The organism is Mucilaginibacter ginsenosidivorans (assembly GCF_007971025.1).
In the GTDB taxonomy this organism is placed as follows: Bacteria; Bacteroidota; Bacteroidia; order Sphingobacteriales; family Sphingobacteriaceae; genus Mucilaginibacter; species Mucilaginibacter ginsenosidivorans.
This window is the reverse complement of the sequence record NZ_CP042436.1, coordinates 5,290,451-5,307,105: the sequence shown is the minus strand read 5'-3', so window position 1 is coordinate 5,307,105 and position 16,655 is coordinate 5,290,451. Positions and strand designations below refer to the sequence as shown.

15 protein-coding genes are annotated in these 16,655 nt (G+C 45.4%); 3 read left to right on the top strand and 12 right to left on the bottom strand.

The features are described from left to right. Positions 1–399: 399 nt before the first annotated feature. From FRZ54_RS24065 to FRZ54_RS24040, 6 genes are all read right to left on the bottom strand, one after another. Positions 400–972: a pentapeptide repeat-containing protein gene (locus FRZ54_RS24065; protein WP_147034339.1), complete on the bottom strand. Its 573-nt coding sequence runs from the start codon at positions 970–972 to the stop codon at positions 400–402. Beyond that, complete coding sequence (locus FRZ54_RS24060) at positions 972–1,859, bottom strand: UbiA prenyltransferase family protein (protein ID WP_187359709.1); 888 nt, start codon at positions 1,857–1,859, stop codon at positions 972–974. Before FRZ54_RS24060 ends, FRZ54_RS24065 begins: the two co-directional genes overlap by 1 nt. Before the next feature lie 28 nt (positions 1,860–1,887). Next, on the bottom strand, positions 1,888–3,162 hold the full coding sequence (locus FRZ54_RS24055; RefSeq protein WP_147034338.1) for a metallophosphoesterase: 1,275 nt from the start codon (positions 3,160–3,162) through the stop codon (positions 1,888–1,890). Between the two features lie 17 nt (positions 3,163–3,179). Beyond that, positions 3,180–4,685: a sigma 54-interacting transcriptional regulator gene (locus FRZ54_RS24050; protein WP_147034337.1), complete on the bottom strand. Its 1,506-nt coding sequence runs from the start codon at positions 4,683–4,685 to the stop codon at positions 3,180–3,182. 56 nt (positions 4,686–4,741) lie between these two features. Further along, positions 4,742–5,839: a vWA domain-containing protein gene (locus tag FRZ54_RS24045; protein ID WP_147034336.1), complete on the bottom strand. Its 1,098-nt coding sequence runs from the start codon at positions 5,837–5,839 to the stop codon at positions 4,742–4,744. Positions 5,840–6,009: 170 nt separating this feature from the next. Next, positions 6,010–6,891 (bottom strand): carbohydrate kinase family protein, encoded by an 882-nt coding sequence (locus FRZ54_RS24040; protein ID WP_147034335.1) that lies wholly within the window; start codon positions 6,889–6,891, stop codon positions 6,010–6,012. A gap of 92 nt (positions 6,892–6,983) precedes the next feature. On the opposite strand from FRZ54_RS24040, the gene FRZ54_RS24035 reads away from it, so the two are divergent. Then, positions 6,984–7,403 (top strand): YybH family protein, encoded by a 420-nt coding sequence (locus tag FRZ54_RS24035; RefSeq protein ID WP_147034334.1) that lies wholly within the window; start codon positions 6,984–6,986, stop codon positions 7,401–7,403. Positions 7,404–7,487: 84 nt separating this feature from the next. On the opposite strand, the gene FRZ54_RS24030 is transcribed toward FRZ54_RS24035, so the two are convergent. Beyond that, positions 7,488–7,934: a DUF695 domain-containing protein gene (locus FRZ54_RS24030; RefSeq protein ID WP_147034333.1), complete on the bottom strand. Its 447-nt coding sequence runs from the start codon at positions 7,932–7,934 to the stop codon at positions 7,488–7,490. 294 nt (positions 7,935–8,228) lie between these two features. Between FRZ54_RS24030 and FRZ54_RS24025 the strand changes: the two genes are divergently transcribed. Further along, positions 8,229–9,398, top strand: a complete 1,170-nt coding sequence (locus FRZ54_RS24025; RefSeq protein WP_147034332.1) for an alpha/beta hydrolase-fold protein — start codon at positions 8,229–8,231, stop codon at positions 9,396–9,398. 39 nt (positions 9,399–9,437) lie between these two features. Here FRZ54_RS24025 and FRZ54_RS24020 read toward each other — a convergent pair whose 3' ends face one another. From FRZ54_RS24020 to FRZ54_RS24000, 5 genes are all read right to left on the bottom strand, one after another. Continuing rightward, the gene (locus FRZ54_RS24020) at positions 9,438–10,319 is read right to left on the bottom strand and encodes a cupin-like domain-containing protein (RefSeq protein WP_147034331.1); all 882 of its coding nucleotides are present in this window, start codon (positions 10,317–10,319) and stop codon (positions 9,438–9,440) included. A 156-nt stretch (positions 10,320–10,475) separates the two neighbouring features. Beyond that, positions 10,476–11,024 (bottom strand): fasciclin domain-containing protein, encoded by a 549-nt coding sequence (locus tag FRZ54_RS24015; RefSeq protein WP_147034330.1) that lies wholly within the window; start codon positions 11,022–11,024, stop codon positions 10,476–10,478. A 143-nt stretch (positions 11,025–11,167) separates the two neighbouring features. Then, positions 11,168–12,289, bottom strand: a complete 1,122-nt coding sequence (hemW, locus tag FRZ54_RS24010) for a radical SAM family heme chaperone HemW (RefSeq protein WP_147034329.1) — start codon at positions 12,287–12,289, stop codon at positions 11,168–11,170. Positions 12,290–12,312: 23 nt separating this feature from the next. Next, complete coding sequence (locus FRZ54_RS24005) at positions 12,313–12,996, bottom strand: response regulator transcription factor (protein WP_147034328.1); 684 nt, start codon at positions 12,994–12,996, stop codon at positions 12,313–12,315. Between the two features lie 52 nt (positions 12,997–13,048). Further along, positions 13,049–15,031 carry a tetratricopeptide repeat-containing sensor histidine kinase gene (locus FRZ54_RS24000; protein WP_147034327.1) on the bottom strand — a complete coding sequence of 661 codons (1,983 nt, stop codon included), beginning with the start codon at positions 15,029–15,031 and terminating at the stop codon, positions 13,049–13,051. Between the two features lie 407 nt (positions 15,032–15,438). Between FRZ54_RS24000 and FRZ54_RS23995 the strand changes: the two genes are divergently transcribed. Next, complete coding sequence (locus FRZ54_RS23995; protein WP_147034326.1) at positions 15,439–16,542, top strand: NHL repeat-containing protein; 1,104 nt, start codon at positions 15,439–15,441, stop codon at positions 16,540–16,542. The last annotated feature ends 113 nt before the right edge of the window (positions 16,543–16,655 follow it).

The window sequence follows — 16,655 nt, the reverse complement described above, 5'->3', positions numbered from 1 at the left end:
GCTGTATTTGTTCCAGTTATTGTTTTGGACAAAAACAAATCAAATATTGTCAAATCGGGCTGTTCCCTTATGGTTCCAATTGTTATATTTTGACGAAGCTTAAAAAACAGCTTGGTAGAGGAACATTTGAAAGGATTGAGGGTTTCGACGATGGACAAGAATGGAGAGGAAAAGGGAAGTATGTTGAGTACCACAATAGGATTATGTTTAGCGAATTTATGTACATAAGAAAATTATATAATTTTAGAAGAGACAGTATTCTTAAGTGTGATACATCAATAATTCCGTCTCAAATATTTTATAAAAAAGGCCATCGTCTTGTGCAATATTTTGATAGGCCCGGCAGAAAGCATGTTGATACAATAATTTATTCGACAATAGAATCTGAGTTGCATTAAACTATTCTATCTCGATATCGTACTTCCCCAACAACCCAGGCAGCCCGTGAATGGAGAACTTTGCTTTCCTTACCCGGTTAATCTCCGGATCGATAGCGTAATTGTATGCGGTCCGCAGATCGGCCTGTTCTAAGATTGTATTTTCAAATGTCGACCTGGCGAAGTCGCAATTATCCAGAACGGCCGCGGTCAGGTCGCATTCCGTAAGATCGCATTCCTGCAATTGGGTGTTTTTGAAACGGGTTTTTTTGAGCTTTACCTGGTAGAACGAGGAATGGTTAAGCTGGCAATTGTCAAAGCTGAACGAAAGGTTAAACTTATTGCAAAGTTCGAACCGTAGGCCAAGCATTTTGCAGTCCTTAAATTTGATGCCCTGTAGTGACGTGTCGTGCAGATTGGCCAGGCTGAGGTTACAATTGATGAAATCACATTCCAGGAATTTAATGCCGGAAAGATCTGCTTCCGAAAGGTCGCAATTCCTGAAAGTGCAGCTTTCGTATTCGCCTTTTTTTAAAGGAGTGGCCTTCAGATCGGCCTTGTCAAAAGTTTCATTATCGACAAATACTTCGTTCATTACAAATAAATACTAACCCGGTCGAACGCAATGACAAAAATATATTGCAGGATAAGCACCCCGTCCAGGAAAAAGAAATAATAATATTCGTTCTTTTCCCACTTGGATTTGAAGATGAGCCAGCCGCTAAGTGCAATGCTTAAAGTGAGGGCGATAAAATTGGTGTCGAGTCCCCGGTGTTTGAATAAAAATAACAACACCACATATCCGGCAAGCAACACCTCGCAGAAAAGGTAGGCGTTTTTTTCGCCCCAGGCTACGGCGATGGTTTTCAGGCCCAGTTGTTTATCCTCGAACAGGTCGCGGATATCAAACGGGATGGCGATAGCAGCGATGAACAGGAACCGTTTTGCAATGAGTATGGTTGTGTCGCGCATCGAAATGGATATTTGCTGCCCGTCCTGTGCTTCCAGTATCGGCAGCAGCACGCAGCTCATGGTCCACACCAGGGTAATCAAGAACAGCTTTAAGCCCGGTATGTTGCGCAGGCCAAATTTTTTATCGCCCATGGCAAACAGCGGCAGCCCGTAGGCAAAGGATATCATTCCCAAAAAAATGAGCAGTATCCGCGACGAACCTGAAACCAAAAAGAACAATGGCACCAGTGACAGGATGGAAACGATGGTGATGGTAACCATTAGCCTGTAATGCGCAAAAAACCAGCGTACCCGCTTATACGGCGATTTTTCGGGCTGTTCAGGCTTGCTCACCAGGATGCAGAAATTGTATATGCCGAGTGTGGAGGTAAACAGCAAACCAGCTACCGGGTAAATTGGTTTTGCTCCAATAAGGTATAAAGTAAGCAGGCCCTGCGCAACGGCACACAAGCCCATAAAAATATTACTGAAAAGCAAAAAGTCGAATGCAGGCTGCAAAAGTTTCTTCATTGGTAAATGAAAAATGCTTTGCCGTTTGTTAAGCCTTTTTTTGCAATGACGGGTCGGCGGAAGCTTTTAATTCAAATATCGTAATCTCGGGCAATATTCCAAGCCTGCCGGGGTAACCTAAAAACCCATATCCCACATTTACGTAAAGTTGCTGGTCGTCTTCGCGGTATAACCCGGCCCACTCCGGATAAATGTACTCGATAGGGCTCCACTGAAAATTCTCGCCCCGCACGCCAAACTGCATCCCATGCGTATGGCCCGAGAACATCGCGTCAATCTGCTTATACTCCGGCAATATTTGTGCCCGCCAATGGGATGGGTCGTGCGACAGGAGAAGCTTTACCGGCAGGTCATCCGTGTTTTTGATTGTAGGCTCCATTCTACCACGTCGCGGGAACCTCGCTATCGATCCCCAATTTTCGACACCGAGGATGCCAATTTCTTCACCGTTTACCTTCAGCCGGCGGTTCTCGTTCCTCAGCAGGTACCATCCCATATTTTTATGGGTTGCAACCAGTTTGTTAAAATCTGCCATTTTTGCGGCTTCGTCGGGCCAGTCCCAATAGTCGCCGTAATCGTGGTTGCCCAGGCTGGAGTAAACACCAAGCGGAGCCTTCACCTTGCTGAAAATATCCTGGTATTCGTACATTTCTTTCGAGCGCTTGTTGACCAGGTCGCCGGTGAAGAAGATAAAATCAGCCTTTTCCCGCATCAGCATTTCTACCCCGCCAGCCACCGCTTTTTTGTTATAGAAACTGCCCGAATGGATGTCGGATATCTGCCCCAGTTTGATACCGTCAAATGCTTTGGGCAAGTTGGGCAGGTATAATTTTTGGTAATGCACACGGTAATCGTACACGCCCGAAATAGTGCCATAAACCATCCCGGCAAGTGGTACCGACCCGGCTAAAAGGCCCGCTTTCATCAGGAATTCAGAACGGGGAATAGCGTTGGGTTGCGGTGTTTCCGATACTGTCTGTTTGCTTTTTCTTCTTTTGAACTTTAAAATGATCCTCCGGATATCGTCAGCCAGGATAAAGGGCAGGAACATCGCTTTCGATATAAACAGCAGGAAAAAGGCCAGTAAAAAAGCCGCCCGGATACCAAGGCTCATTTTTACGAAAATGCCGATAAAAACACCACTGGTGATAATGATCGACAGCGTCCAGTAGATCCAGGCGAACGCTTTTTTTTGCGTGAACTTCCACTTTTTTAAACCCAGCCGCATGCCGGGGAAAAGGTAAAAGTCAATAGCGATAACGCCAACGCAAATAAGAAATACAGTAAGAGATTGCGATTCCATGCTAAGCCGGCGGTAACTTAATACCTGTCATCATCAATATCCAGGTCGTCTTCATCCGGCTCTAAGTTAAAAAGACTATTGAACATATCCGAAAAAGCAAAGCCATTATCCAGGAAACCTTTGTTAAGCTGCGAAAATTCTGCCAGGCCATGCAACACAAACTCCATAAGCAGCAGTTGCTGGTTTGCTGTAAGGCCCGAATGCAATTTTTTTACCAGGTCCCTGAGTCCGTTTACCGAATTAAGGCTCTTTTTATATTCTTCAAACGGCAAATTATCATCAAGTAAGACAGTATTGGCGTCGCCAAACCAGTTAATGATCTCGGCATAAGGATTCGGGGTTTTTGATTTCTTCACTTTTTCCGGATCGGGGAAGAATTTTAACAAAAGCGTTTTTACCGCTTTGCCGATAAGCATGTTGGCCACCTTCGCCGGCCCTTCCAATTCGCCCTCGTATACCAGTTCTATCTTGCCGGTAATGGCCGGTATTACGCCCAGAAAGTCAGTGATACGGACGAAGGTAGACGACTCGCCATTGATGATCATGCGCCGTTCGGCATTGCTTACCAGGTTCTCGTACGCCGATATGGTTAACCGGGCGGATACGCCGGATTTTTTGTCGATATATTCCGAATTACGCGCCTCAAATGATATCTGCTCTATGAGGTCCTTTACCAGTCCGTCAACTTCAACGGCAGACTTCTGTTCATCAGAAAGTATGGCTTCCTGTTGGGTAATCTTGCGGGAAACTTCTATCGAACGCGGATAATGCGTTAATATCTGGCTTTCGATACGGTCTTTCAAAGGAGTAACGATAGAGCCGCGATTGGTGTAATCTTCGGGGTTGGCGGTAAATACGAATTGCAGATCGAGCGGAAGCCTAAGTTTGAAACCCCGTATCTGTATGTCTTTTTCCTGCAGGATATTGAATAAGGCAACCTGTATGCGCGCCTGCAGGTCGGGCAACTCATTGATCACGAAAATGCCGCGGTGCGCGCGTGGGATCAGCCCGAAGTGTATAACGCGTTCATCCGAATAATGCAGCTTCATGGTTGCCGCTTTGATGGGGTCCACATCACCGATCAGGTCGGCGACGGTAACATCAGGCGTGGCCAGTTTTTCGGTATAGCGTTCGGAACGGTGCAGCCAGGCTATCGGCGTAGTATCGCCTTTGGTTTGTATCTCGTTATGCCCGTACCATGAAATTGGGTTGAAGGGATCGTCAAATAATTCAGATCCTTCTATATAAGGTATATACTCGTCCAGCAAATTCACCATCAACCGCGCTATACGGGTTTTGGCCTGACCACGCAAGCCAAGCAGCAAAATATTGTGCCTGGACAGGATGGCTGTTTGCAAGTCGGGAATAACGGTATCCTCGAAACCGATGATGCCTTCAAACCCGCCTTCTTTCTTTTGCAACTGCGCGATCAAATTCTGGCGCAATTCGTCTTTCACCGACCGGCTTTTGTAGCCCGATTTTTTTAACTCGCCTAAGGTTTTTATTGTTGTTTTATCTGTCATTAGTCATTAGTCAATTGTCATTCATTTGCACATCCGCAAATCTGCATACTTGCACATTAACGAACGGTACGTCGCCTGTTGCGGATGTAATCTTCAAAAATATATTCGCCCAGACCATTCAGCGAGCTGTAAAAAGCTTTGCCACCATTAGTCTCCGTAAACTTGCGCACAAACTGCTGCAGGTACGGGTCCTTGGCTATCATAAATGTAGTGATCGGTATCTTCAATCGCTTGCACTGCGCAGCCATATTGAGCGTTTTGTTCACCACTTTACGGTCAAGACCAATGCTGTTTTTGTAGTATTTGGTTCCTTCCTTCAGGCAGGTGGGTTTGCCGTCGGTTATCATAAAAATCTGCTTGTTATGCGTCTTGCGGCGGCGAAGCAGATCGGTTGCCAGCTCCAAACCGGCGTAGGTATTGGTGTGATAGGGGCCAACCTGCAAGTAGGGCAGATCCTTTAAAGCGATGGGCCAGGCATCGTTACCAAAAACAACGATATCTAAAGTATCCTTTGGATATTTGGTGCGGATAAGCTCAGCCAGCGCCATGGCCACTTTTTTAGCCGGCGTTATCCTGTCTTCGCCGTAAAGTATCATCGAGTGGGAAATGTCGATCATCAGAACTGTCGAGGTCAGCGTTTTATAGTCCATTTCCTCCACTTCCAGGTCGCGCTCGGTCATCATGAAATCATTGATGCCATGGTTAACCTGGGCGTTATGGATGGACTGTGTCATATCTATCTGGTCCAGCGCATCCCCGAACTCGTATTCTCGTCGTTCAGCATTTTTTTCGTCACCCTGCCCAGAATGCGGCGACCGATGGTTACCCTTGCCCGATCTTTTCAGCTTGCCGAATATTTCTTCCAGCGCCGACTGGCGGATGCTCTGCTCTGTTTTGGCCGTAATGTTGAACTCGCCGGTTTTATTATCCTCTTCCAGGAAGCCTTTTTGCTTCAGGTCGTCAATGAAGTTACCCATGCCGTATTCGTCATTGGTAACATTGTACTGCTTGTCCAGTTCGTTCATCCAGGCCAAAGCTTCGCCGGCATCGCCCGAAGTATAATTGAGCAATTCAAGAAACAGCTTTAATAATTCGTCAAACCCGCCTTTGGGTAATTGTTTTGGAGTGAACTTTGAAAACCCGTAACCGCGCATACTTATCCTTTCAGATATAAAGTAACGGATAAATTCCTTTAAAAGTTTGAAAACGGCCCTTATGCAACGGAAATGTTAGCTTGCTATGACATTAGTTAATGAAGTGGCAGTGGCACTAGGCGGTAGCAGTCTTGTTACAACATCGTTTCCTGCTGCTGCCACTGCTCTTACTACTTTTCAAGACCCAACAACTTTTTGATATGATCGTCATAAGGCGGATTGGCGCCACGCTTGCTCGCTACAAATGCACCAACGGAACAGGCCTTGTCCACCACATTCTGCAGATTCTCGCCGGCCAACAGCCCGGCTATAAAAGTTGCCAGGAACGAGTCGCCGGCGCCAACGGTATCGCCGCCGGTAGCGGGGCAGCCGGGCGAGTCGTAAAACTCATGGTCGTGCCATACAATGGCACCATGTTCGCCCCTTGTTACGACAATGGTTTTTGGATGATATTTGGATCTGAATTCGTTCATCATACCGCGAAGGTCGCTCTTGCTGCCCCCGATGAGCAACTTTGCTTCATCTTCGTTCATTTTCACCACATCGGCGCGGGCGGTCAAAGTTTCTATGGTCGACAAGGTGTAATGCGGGGCGCGCAGGTTCACGTCGAATATTTTGAGCGCTTTCGTTTCATTCAGCAGGTTCAGCAAGGTGTCACGGGTCGTTTCGTCCCGGCAGGCGAGGCTGCCAAATACAATAGCCGAGGTATGAACAGCGCTTTGTACCAAAGCGTTGTCTAATTGAATATTATCCCACGATACCGGCTGCGGTATGATATAAGTGGCATGTTGCTGTTCGTCGAGTTCGACGGTAACCTCGCAGGTGGGTAGCTGCGGGTCGCGCTGGATAAGGTCAGAGAACAGGTTGTTCCTTTTCAGGAACTCCACCAGTTCGTCGCCGGCTTCGTCATCGCCAACCCGGCTGGCAAAGGCCACATTTACCTGTTGTTGTGCCAGGTGCATGGCAACGTTCATAGGCGCTCCACCGGGCTTTTTGCCATCGTCGAAGGTATCCCAAAGTATTTCACCAAAACATAGAACCTGATTTGCCATTTTCTGCAGAAAACTAAAAGACCAAAGCTAAAAGCTTTTTATGAAAAGCAGTTATGTTTCTTAGCCCGTTCCTAATTTAATATATTTAGATCATGAAGAAAATATTATTCTCCTGCATCCTGGTTCTTTACACCTGCTTTTTATTTGCGCAGGATAGAGAAGCCGTAATGAAAGTGTTGGCCACCCAGCAGGACGCCTGGAACCGCGGCGATATTGAAGGTTTTATGCAAGGCTATTGGAAGTCGGACTCGCTGATGTTTGTGGGCAAAACTGCCCCGGTTTATGGCTGGCAAACCACACTCGATCATTATAAAAAAGGGTACCCCGACCGGGCGGCCATGGGGCAACTTACTTTCGATATTATCCAGGTGAGGATACTCGACCCAGCCAATGCCTTTGTAATGGGCGGCTGGAAACTGAAACGCGAAAAGGACGAACCCGGCGGTTATTTTACGCTATGGTTCCGGAAGATAAATGGTGAATGGAAAATAGTTTGTGATCATACTTCATAGATTTGAGAAGTGAGATATAGTGATTAGTTTTATCAAATGTTGAGATACAATGTTTCGACGTCTAAATCATAAGTGTTTAGACCGTTACAAGTGCGCAAACGATCTATAGGCTTCCCATTTTACATCGTTATCAGCATACATTTGTATTTCGTAATCTTTGAATTTGTCTTTGAGATCCTGGTGTATTTTAGCAAAATTAATCCCGCCCCTTTTTGTGTAAGACAAAAACTCGATAAACTTTTGACCTTCCAAGCCTGATATAATGGCGACGAGAGCACCATCGTTTTTTTTAAGCAAGATATCATTTAATATATCTTCAATCTCGCTTTTTATTCCCATAATAATCTCATCATGTTCTTCTACCGGTATTGCGATACCCATTTTTACTGGATAGTCAGGATGAGCAATGGCATCCTTGTATCCCAAATTAATTCTAATGACAGTGTGGGTGATTTTTTCCGTTATTATTGACCAACTTTCCGGGTAGTCGCTAAGAGGTAGGTATTTCTTTTTTTTGAACAAGCTGAACATTATTTAGTGCTTTATGTACAACGTGAAAATACAAATATTTACTATGTTGACAGAAGAGGTCAATCTGATTACAATTTAAATTGTAAAACCTACAGGGAGGGGTGATTTTTATGGTTTACACTTTTAAATTGATTTCTTTATTAAAATATTGATAATCAAATAATTACGAGTTGTTGAGGTGACAATATGTTAACCATGTTAACCCTGTTTCATGTACACGGTTTTGCTATGTGAAGTTCTTGTGTAACATCGCAGGCGTAAAAGCCGTCTATTGAAAAACACTTTCCCGGCAACATGAAAAAATTACTGACCTTAATAATTTCGATAATTTCCCTGTCCGCTTTCGCACAAAAAGATAACCGGATAACTATTGGCACGATCGATACCGTCTACTCAAAAATACTTGGTGAAAAGCGCGCGGTATTGGTACACGTCCCCCACGGCGATAAAACAGAAAAGTACCCGGTTTTATATATACTGGATGGCGAGGATCATTTTCAGTCGGCAGTAGCAATTGATGAACAAATGAGCGGTGTAACGCCGCCGATGATTGTGGTCGGCATTCCCAATACCAACCGCGAGCGCGACCTTACACCTACCCATGTGACTAACTCGAAAGAATCGGGAGGCGGTGAGAACTTTATTGGGTTCATCGAAAAGGAGCTGATGCCGTACATCGAATCGCATTACCCTGCTGCCCCATACAGGCTGTTCAGCGGTCACTCCCTTGGTGGATTAACGGTGATGAATGCGTTTTTCAATCATACCAGTTTATTCAACGCTTATATCGCGCTCGACCCGAGCCTTTGGTGGGACGAACAGCACTGGATAAAAAAATATGAAGTGGAACTGTCCAAACATAATTTCAATAAAAAGTCCTTATTTATAGCTATAGCCAATAATATTCCAGCCGGGTTGGACACCATTTCAATATTGAAAGACACCAGTGTTACCGCACCCATTCCGCAATCGGTAATTCCTTTTGTGCACATTTTACGGGCTACCAAACCACCGGGTTTGCGCTGGACATCCAAATTTTACCCTAATGAACGGCATGGTACGGTTGAGTTAACATCGGAGTACGATGCGCTGCGCTATATTTTTGATTATTATCAGTTCAGGACGAGCCAGTTCGCTGGTCACCCTGAACTGGACGAAGATTCGGTTATTGCGGCACATTACAGGGTTGTTTCCGAAAAATTGGGGTATGCCGTTAAGCCTACGGAAGACCTGATCAATAACGTGGCTTACGATTGCATGAGCCGGAAGAAGTGGGATGTAGCGTACAAACTGTTTAAGCGCAATACCGATAATCACCCAACCAGTTCCAATGCTTTTGACAGCTTGGGCGATTATTACGCGGATCGTGGTGATAAGGCAAATGCCATAAAAGCCTATTCAAAATCGCTGAGTTTGAATGAGACCGAAGACACGCGGCGGAAATTGAATGACATGAAGAAATGAATTACAGAGATGCATAATTATGCGTCTCTGCGGTAAATGCTATTTTGGTTGCCCTTTGGCCAATGCTTTGTTTGCCCATTTAATGGCGGTTTTTTCGCGATATTGGGCGTAATCAGCTTTAAGCGCCATTTTCAGCAGGCTGTCAACACCGCCTTTTACCGCGAGGTTGTATAAGCTGGCCGCTTTGCGCGTAAGGGAAGCATCCCAGGCCCTAAGGCTAAGCGAGTAGGAGCCGGACAGGTATTTCATCCAGTGCCACCAGCCGGTAGGCATAAAAAGTGTGTCGCCGTGTTCGAGAAATAATTCGATACCCTCGACACCGTTCAACGCTGGAAATTTCTCGAAATCAGGGTTGGATACATCGTAATCCTCCAAAGCGTAAGTGGCATTTGGCAGGCAGTACAGGCGGCGCTTCCATTTGTTTTCGAACAAAATAATGTGCTTGCGGCCCACAAAGTGCGTGTGAAAAATATGTGGCAGGTCAATATCGTAGTGCAGGAAAGTGACGGAGTTCGATCCGCCAAAAAACATGCCCGGCATGCTTTCCAAAAATCCGCCCATCAGGTCCTTTGGTAAAACAATATCGTCCAGCAGCTGCGGCGCCTGTTTGAAAATGTTGAAAAAGAAAATACGCAATTCCGTTGGCTCCGACATGATCAGGTCGATATACTGATCAAAAGGCATTTCGGCAGCCTTGGCGTTTATCGGTTTGGAAGGATCGGCTTTGGAGTTGTCATACAACGGAACTACCTTGTTCCCTACCACCTGTTTCATATATTCCGGCGTCCATTTTTCTCGGGCGGGCCAGTTTTTGGTGAGCCCTTTTATCACCAAAGGCTTGCGCGGCTTCAGGTAGTTTTCAGTAAAATCCTCCGGACTGATGTTCTCTACAGTATCAATCGGTTTCAGTATAAAACTCATATGCAATTCAGATCCTTATTTGCAAAGCTGCAAAGATAACGCTTTCGGGTTACTAATCGCTACCAACAAATATTATGACGCTGTAAACAAAAAAGCCCGGACGCTTTTCGCACCCGGGCCCTTCAGTTTACACTGCAAACATATAAAGCTAACTGATCAATTCGGCATCAATACGGTATTCACCACGTGGATAACGCCGTTGCTCTGGTTTACGTCGGCAATGGTGATCCATGATTTGCCGCCTTTTTCGTCGACCAGGTAAAGTTTTTTACCCTGCTGCATCACGGTCAGTTTGCCGCCCTGTACGGTGGTTAATTCCGCTTTTCCATTACCTTCCTTCACTTTCGCCATCAGGTCGGCCGAACTAAGTTTTCCGGCAACTACATGGTAAGTTAAAATTTTGGTCAGCGTTGCTTTGTTTTCAGGTTTTACCAGGTTATCGACTGTACCGGCAGGCAGTTTATTGAATGCCTCGTTGGTCGGTGCGAAAACAGTGAAAGGCCCTGCGCTTTCCAAAGTTTCAACCAAACCCGCTGCTTTAACAGCTGCAACAAGCGTAGTGTGGTCTTTTGAGTTAACTGCGTTCTCAACAATATTTTTAGTAGGATACATGGCTGCCCCGCCTACCATTTTTGTTTGAGCATAAGTCCTTGGCGCAAATGCGATAGCTGCTAAAGCAAACGCCGCGATAATCAATTTTTTCATTTTGTGTTTTAAATTTTTGTGATGTTTGGGGAAGATACGGGCGGAGTACAGCCATGGATTTTAAGGCAGGTATAATTCCAATAGCCTAAGGTTTTAAGCTATTTCAAACCGGAAACAGGAATATTTCGTAGTTGCGCGAGCTCCTAAAAAAAGAGCTCAGCGGCTATGTGGTCGGCGTATAATTTGCCGGTTTGGGTAAGGTAGAGGATGTTGTTTTCGCGGCGTATCCACTGCTTGTCAAAAAACTCGCCGGTCAGTTTCAGCAGAATATCGGACGAACCGGCAGCAATGACATTTAACTGATCAAGATCGAGCCCCCACATGGTGCGCAGCGAGGTCATGATATATTCATTGAGGCGATTGGTTTCGGTAAGTACCTCTGTTTCCGCGGGTATGTTTCCACTGTAAACGCCCTGGATATACTTTGCATTATTGGCGATATTCCACTGCCGGGTTTCACTGTTATAAGAATGTGCCGAAGGCCCTATGCCCAGGTATTTTACCCCTTGCCAGTAGTTGGTATTGTGCCTCGAATAATGTCCTGGCTTGCAAAAATTGGAGATTTCGTAATGCTCGAAGCTATGCTGTTGCATCGCATCCGCCAGGTATAAAAATTGATCGGCGCTTTGCCCTTCGTTCATAGGTGGCTCTGCTTTCTTTTTGATGAACGATGCAAGCGTGGTGCGTGGCTCAATCGTCATCGAATAGCAGGACACATGCGGCACCTGCAGTTCAAAAACTTTATCAAGATTCGCCTTCCATTTCTGGTCTGTAAGCAGCGGATAGCCATAGATCAGGTCGACCGTAATATTCTCGAACCCCATATCCTGCGCCCGCTTTACCGACGATTCTGCCTCGTCGGCCCTATGTGCCCGGTTCATCCATCTCAGGTCTTCATCAAAAAAACTTTGTATGCCTATGCTGAAACGGTTGACCGGCGTGCCCCGTAATTCCTGTATCTTTTTGTTATCCAGGTCATCCGGATTGGCTTCCAGCGTGATCTCAGCATTTGACGATACCGTATGCAACCCTGTAATGGTATCAATTATGGAATTGACCTCATCTCCATTCAATAGTGATGGCGTACCTCCACCAAAGTAAATGGTTTCGATGGATTCTTGATCAAAGTAGTTTTTTTGCAGGCCAATCTCTTTGATTATTGCCTTCAGCAGGTCATCCTTATAAGCCAGCGAAGTGCTGAAATGAAAATCGCAGTAATGGCAGGCTTGCTTGCAAAAAGGAATGTGAATGTAGATGCCCGCCATTCTGCAAAAGTAGGCATATTCTTTTATTGCGGCCAGTTGTTCTTGTGCGCCATCGCGATGACCTGGGCTTTGCTGCTCACGTGTAATTTGCGGTAAATATTGGCAATGTGTTTTCGAACGGTTAATACATTGCTATTCATAATTTCAGCCACCCGCTTGGCATCGTGGCCTTTAATGGTTTGTTGGAGTATCTCTTTTTCCCGGTCGGTAAGCAGTTCGTCAAATACTCCTGTTTCAGTTTTTGTATCATCAGGCTTTACTTCAACCCGGCTCAGTATTTGGAAGGCTTTCCGCGCAATAGCAGCGCTCATCGGTGCGCCGCCGTGCTCCGCAATATTCACAATCGCATCCCGCAGGCCCGCGGCGCTCTCATCTTTTAACAAGTAGCCATGTGCGCCCGCCCTTATGGCGTCAAATATTTTTTCGTTATCATCAAAAATGGTCAATACGATAAAATATATATCCGGGTAAAGCGACCTGGCAATGCTGATGGTTTGTATGCCGTTCATGCCCGGCATCTCCAGATCCATAAATATCACCTGCGGCATCTTGTGAAGGGGCATCAGTTTTAACTGCTCCAGGCAGTCGTTGCCGTTTATCGCGACAAAACAAAGGTCAAGATTATCAAACTGCCGTAGTTTGTCCGTTATACTGGTACGGTTTACCTTTTTGTCATCCACTAAACCTATCCGCAAGGGTTTATTCATTTTCTATGTTTAAATGTATAAAGATATACCTGGGTTACGGACCCGTAAATACTCATTTTGCAGTATATAATGTCCAGCTCGTTCCGTCGCCGTTGCCCGAAGCCAGCTCCAGTTTCATATTAACCTCTTCGGCCCTTTCCTGCATGTTCAGTAATCCGTTCCCATGTTTACTGAAGGCATCCGCAGGCATGCCTGTGCCGTCGTCCTTTACTTCAATATGAATGTTTCCATTGCTGATAATGGCAATGGTTATATTTTTTGCATGGCTGTGTTTAACAGCGTTGTGCAGCGCCTCCTGCATTATCCGGAATATATTTAGTGCATGCCGCGATCCTATACTAACATCGTTTTCAATATTTTCCTGTATGTGGAATTCAATTTTATCATAGGTTGCCGAAAACTTACCGATGTAGTTTTTGATACGGTCGCTGATCTCTGTTATTGTGATGTGCTCTTTGTTCAAAACCCAGATGGTATCGCGCAGAGAATTAATGATCTCTTTTGAGTTTTGATGCAGGTTGTTTAAGGTCCTGTCATTATGGCGTTCGTTGCCATCCATTATCTTCTCCACATCCGTGCTTATGGCAGTAGCGTACGCACCGATGTTATCATGCAGATCGGCAGCTATACGCCGCCGCTCCTTTTCTTCCGCTTCTACTATGGATAGGGCCGCCAGCCGTTTCTCTTCATTCAGCGCCAGTTGCATTTTTACATTTTGTTTGCGCTTGTAATTAACAAACACCAACCATGCCACCAGGCCCAGCAGCAGGAGTACGATCATCGAGCCATATAAAAGGTAGTTTTTTTCTGCGATGGCCAATTGCTGTTTCGCGATAGTGCTTTCCTTTTTTTGAAGGTCATATTTAGCCTGAAGTTCGGCTATGGCATCGGCCGAATTAGCTGCGTAAAAGGCGTCATTTTCATGAATAAGTTTTTCGAGGGTGGCCGCATAATTTTTGGTGTCTCCCTTATCCTGGTAGCATTTGGCCAACGTACGGTATGCCGATATTTTTAAGGCAGAAATCTCTGTGGCCGGCTTTTTATTTTTGATCGAAATAGCTTTTGCGGCCGAATCGGACCTCGCTATTGCTTCGTTCAAAAGATTAATAGCTTTACCTGGTTGCTGCGCACGCATGTAAATGGATGCCAACGCAAGTTTCTCGTTTGATAATGGCAGTTTGCCTTCTACTTTTTCGCGGATAGCGATGCATTGCATCATCACTTGTTCAGCTACATCAAATTTCTTTTGATCTTTTAAAATACTGGCCTTAACCCTCAGTGCATTAGCCATGTAAAACAGGTTCGATACCCTGTTGCACCGCGGGATGGCTTTGTCGACATAGAAAAACGCCGAATCCGTTTTTCCCACCCAACGGTAAGTTTCCGCCAGGTTGATGTATAATACCGCTGCCGGCGAATCAAACCGCGGTTCATCGGTTATATGCGCCGACCCTTTAAAATACCAGGAAAAGGCCACCGGAACATGATCGAGGTTGTAGTTGATCACACCGACAGTACTCATGTTCCTGGCAAGGGCCGTCGCATCGCCGGCCTGTTCTGCTTCGCGGATGATCTGGTATAATTGCGCAAGCGCATTTTTATAGTCGGACGCATCTCCAAAGCAATCAACTTTCAATTCTTCAAGTTTGAAATAAATTGACCGTGTTGCCGCATTTTCAAATGAATAATGTTTTAAGACCGAGTCGGTTAATAACGCGGCGCCATCTGTCCGGTTGTCGCGCAGGTATGCGTTGATCAGCATGATATCGGCCAGCGCCTGCTTATCAGCATCTTTAACCTGTTTTGCCAGTTTGCGGGCGGTTAATGCATACCGGTAAAGTGAATCTTTATTGATACTTTGATGATATTCTCCCAATGCCAGCAAAAGTTGGAGTTTCCGGGCCGGTGGGGCATTTGCAATTTTATTCTTTAGGTCGTCGATAACCCGTGTTTGCGCAAAAAGCCCATCAGGTAGTGTCAATACCAAAGCTACCAGTATTGTAATGTGATAAAGTGATCGGGTCAGTATTCTCATGCCGTAATAAATATATCAAAAAACCTGTATCCGGCGCAATTTATCAATGCAAGGTATTATGCGGCATACTCTAAATTGAGTATTTACTGCTGGTGATTATTGTTCAAGTTTTGGGTATTACAACCCCGGAACAATGAAGCAGTTATCGTTTTATTTTTTATTAACCGTCTTATTGATAGGCCCTGTTAAAAATGGGTTGACCGGCGTCAAGGTCAAAGACACAACCCGCACAGCAAAAAGTCCCGCCCGAACCGCCAAATGGGATAGGAACATTTGTGTAAACCGCCACGGCAGGTGATGTGACCGGCAGTTAAATACCCTGCTGCTAAATGACCGGGGTACTATAAATTGAGTATTTACCCAAAGCTATAATTGTAGAAATTTTGATAATACTAAAACGCTGTAATATGAAACGTGCATTTTTTTTCCTTCTTATATACAGCCTGGTATTTGGCTGTAGTAAAAGTGATTCGGATAACAACAAACCAAAAACACCCGCCACGCCTAAGGGATGGAGCAGGCTGGGGACAGATAGCCATGCGATGAAGGCGGATGGTTATATTTTTGATATGAAAATAGACGCAAAAGGGAACTTATATGCTGCCGGAGACCACTTTAATAGTAATGACGAATGGAACTTAAATGTTTGGGACGGCACCGACTGGAAGGACGTGGGAGCGCTAAACGCGAATGATGCGGGTCACGTTATCGCGTTGGACAACGTGGGCAATGTTTACCTGGGCGGTGAGTTTACCGACGAGACCGGTTATAAGAATGCTGTGATGTGGAACGGTTCAACCTGGTCGTCATTAAAGGATGTTGGCACACATTTATCCAAGCAACCCCTTGATGTACTTGCGGTTGATCCGGCGGGAGTGGCGTATTCCGAGTTTAGCATAGTGACTACAGTTGGTACTAATTTTGTTAAAAGAAGCGGCAGTAATTGGGTGTCCATCGGTAATCCACCTACTGCGCTATCCAATCCGCAAGCCTGGTGCCTTATATCCGATCCATCGGGTAACCTCTATGCATCCGGCGATTATAAATCCGACGGCTATTATTATGTAGCTAAATATAATAGCAGTACCGGATGGACTCCCATAGGCAAATTGCAGGCTAACGCAGTTATCAGTCGCGTTGCGCTTGATAATGCCGGGAATCTGTATGCAGGGGGTCGTTTCACCGATATTAACAATAAAAGGTACATATCAAAATGGAATGGATCAGCGTGGACGCAATTGGGCGATGCCATATTTAATGGAGATATCAATTCAATAACCACTGATGGTAATGGCCATGTTTATGTTGCCGGTCAATTTACCAACGCCGGTAATAAATATTATGTAGCTGAGTGGGACGGCCTGAAGTGGACAGAACTGGGAGGCGCTAATGCGCTGGCTGCGAATAACCCCATTAGTGTCGTTATCGCGGATAAAGAAGGCAACATTTATGCCGCGGGTAGTTTTACTGGTGCGGATGGACAGTCATACGTTGCTAAATTCACCAGGTAAACAGGCGGGCTGCCTGTATTTGTTTGCAAATTATTTAACACTAAATAATTTGTATTGAATAAAAGCAACTAAATATTGCGGTACCTTTGCGATCGTATTGATTGAGAGTATTT

Coding starts and splice junctions, on each gene's coding strand:
- FRZ54_RS24065 (WP_147034339.1), bottom strand. CDS start 972: ATGAACGAAGTATTTGTCGATAATGAAACTTTTGACAAGGCCGATCTG.
- FRZ54_RS24060 (WP_187359709.1), bottom strand. CDS start 1,859: ATGAAGAAACTTTTGCAGCCTGCATTCGACTTTTTGCTTTTCAGTAAT.
- FRZ54_RS24055 (WP_147034338.1), bottom strand. CDS start 3,162: ATGGAATCGCAATCTCTTACTGTATTTCTTATTTGCGTTGGCGTTATC.
- FRZ54_RS24050 (WP_147034337.1), bottom strand. CDS start 4,685: ATGACAGATAAAACAACAATAAAAACCTTAGGCGAGTTAAAAAAATCG.
- FRZ54_RS24045 (WP_147034336.1), bottom strand. CDS start 5,839: ATGCGCGGTTACGGGTTTTCAAAGTTCACTCCAAAACAATTACCCAAA.
- FRZ54_RS24040 (WP_147034335.1), bottom strand. CDS start 6,891: ATGGCAAATCAGGTTCTATGTTTTGGTGAAATACTTTGGGATACCTTC.
- FRZ54_RS24035 (WP_147034334.1), top strand. CDS start 6,984: ATGAAGAAAATATTATTCTCCTGCATCCTGGTTCTTTACACCTGCTTT.
- FRZ54_RS24030 (WP_147034333.1), bottom strand. CDS start 7,934: ATGTTCAGCTTGTTCAAAAAAAAGAAATACCTACCTCTTAGCGACTAC.
- FRZ54_RS24025 (WP_147034332.1), top strand. CDS start 8,229: ATGAAAAAATTACTGACCTTAATAATTTCGATAATTTCCCTGTCCGCT.
- FRZ54_RS24020 (WP_147034331.1), bottom strand. CDS start 10,319: ATGAGTTTTATACTGAAACCGATTGATACTGTAGAGAACATCAGTCCG.
- FRZ54_RS24015 (WP_147034330.1), bottom strand. CDS start 11,024: ATGAAAAAATTGATTATCGCGGCGTTTGCTTTAGCAGCTATCGCATTT.
- hemW (WP_147034329.1), bottom strand. CDS start 12,289: ATGGCGGGCATCTACATTCACATTCCTTTTTGCAAGCAAGCCTGCCAT.
- FRZ54_RS24005 (WP_147034328.1), bottom strand. CDS start 12,996: ATGAATAAACCCTTGCGGATAGGTTTAGTGGATGACAAAAAGGTAAAC.
- FRZ54_RS24000 (WP_147034327.1), bottom strand. CDS start 15,031: ATGAGAATACTGACCCGATCACTTTATCACATTACAATACTGGTAGCT.
- FRZ54_RS23995 (WP_147034326.1), top strand. CDS start 15,439: ATGAAACGTGCATTTTTTTTCCTTCTTATATACAGCCTGGTATTTGGC.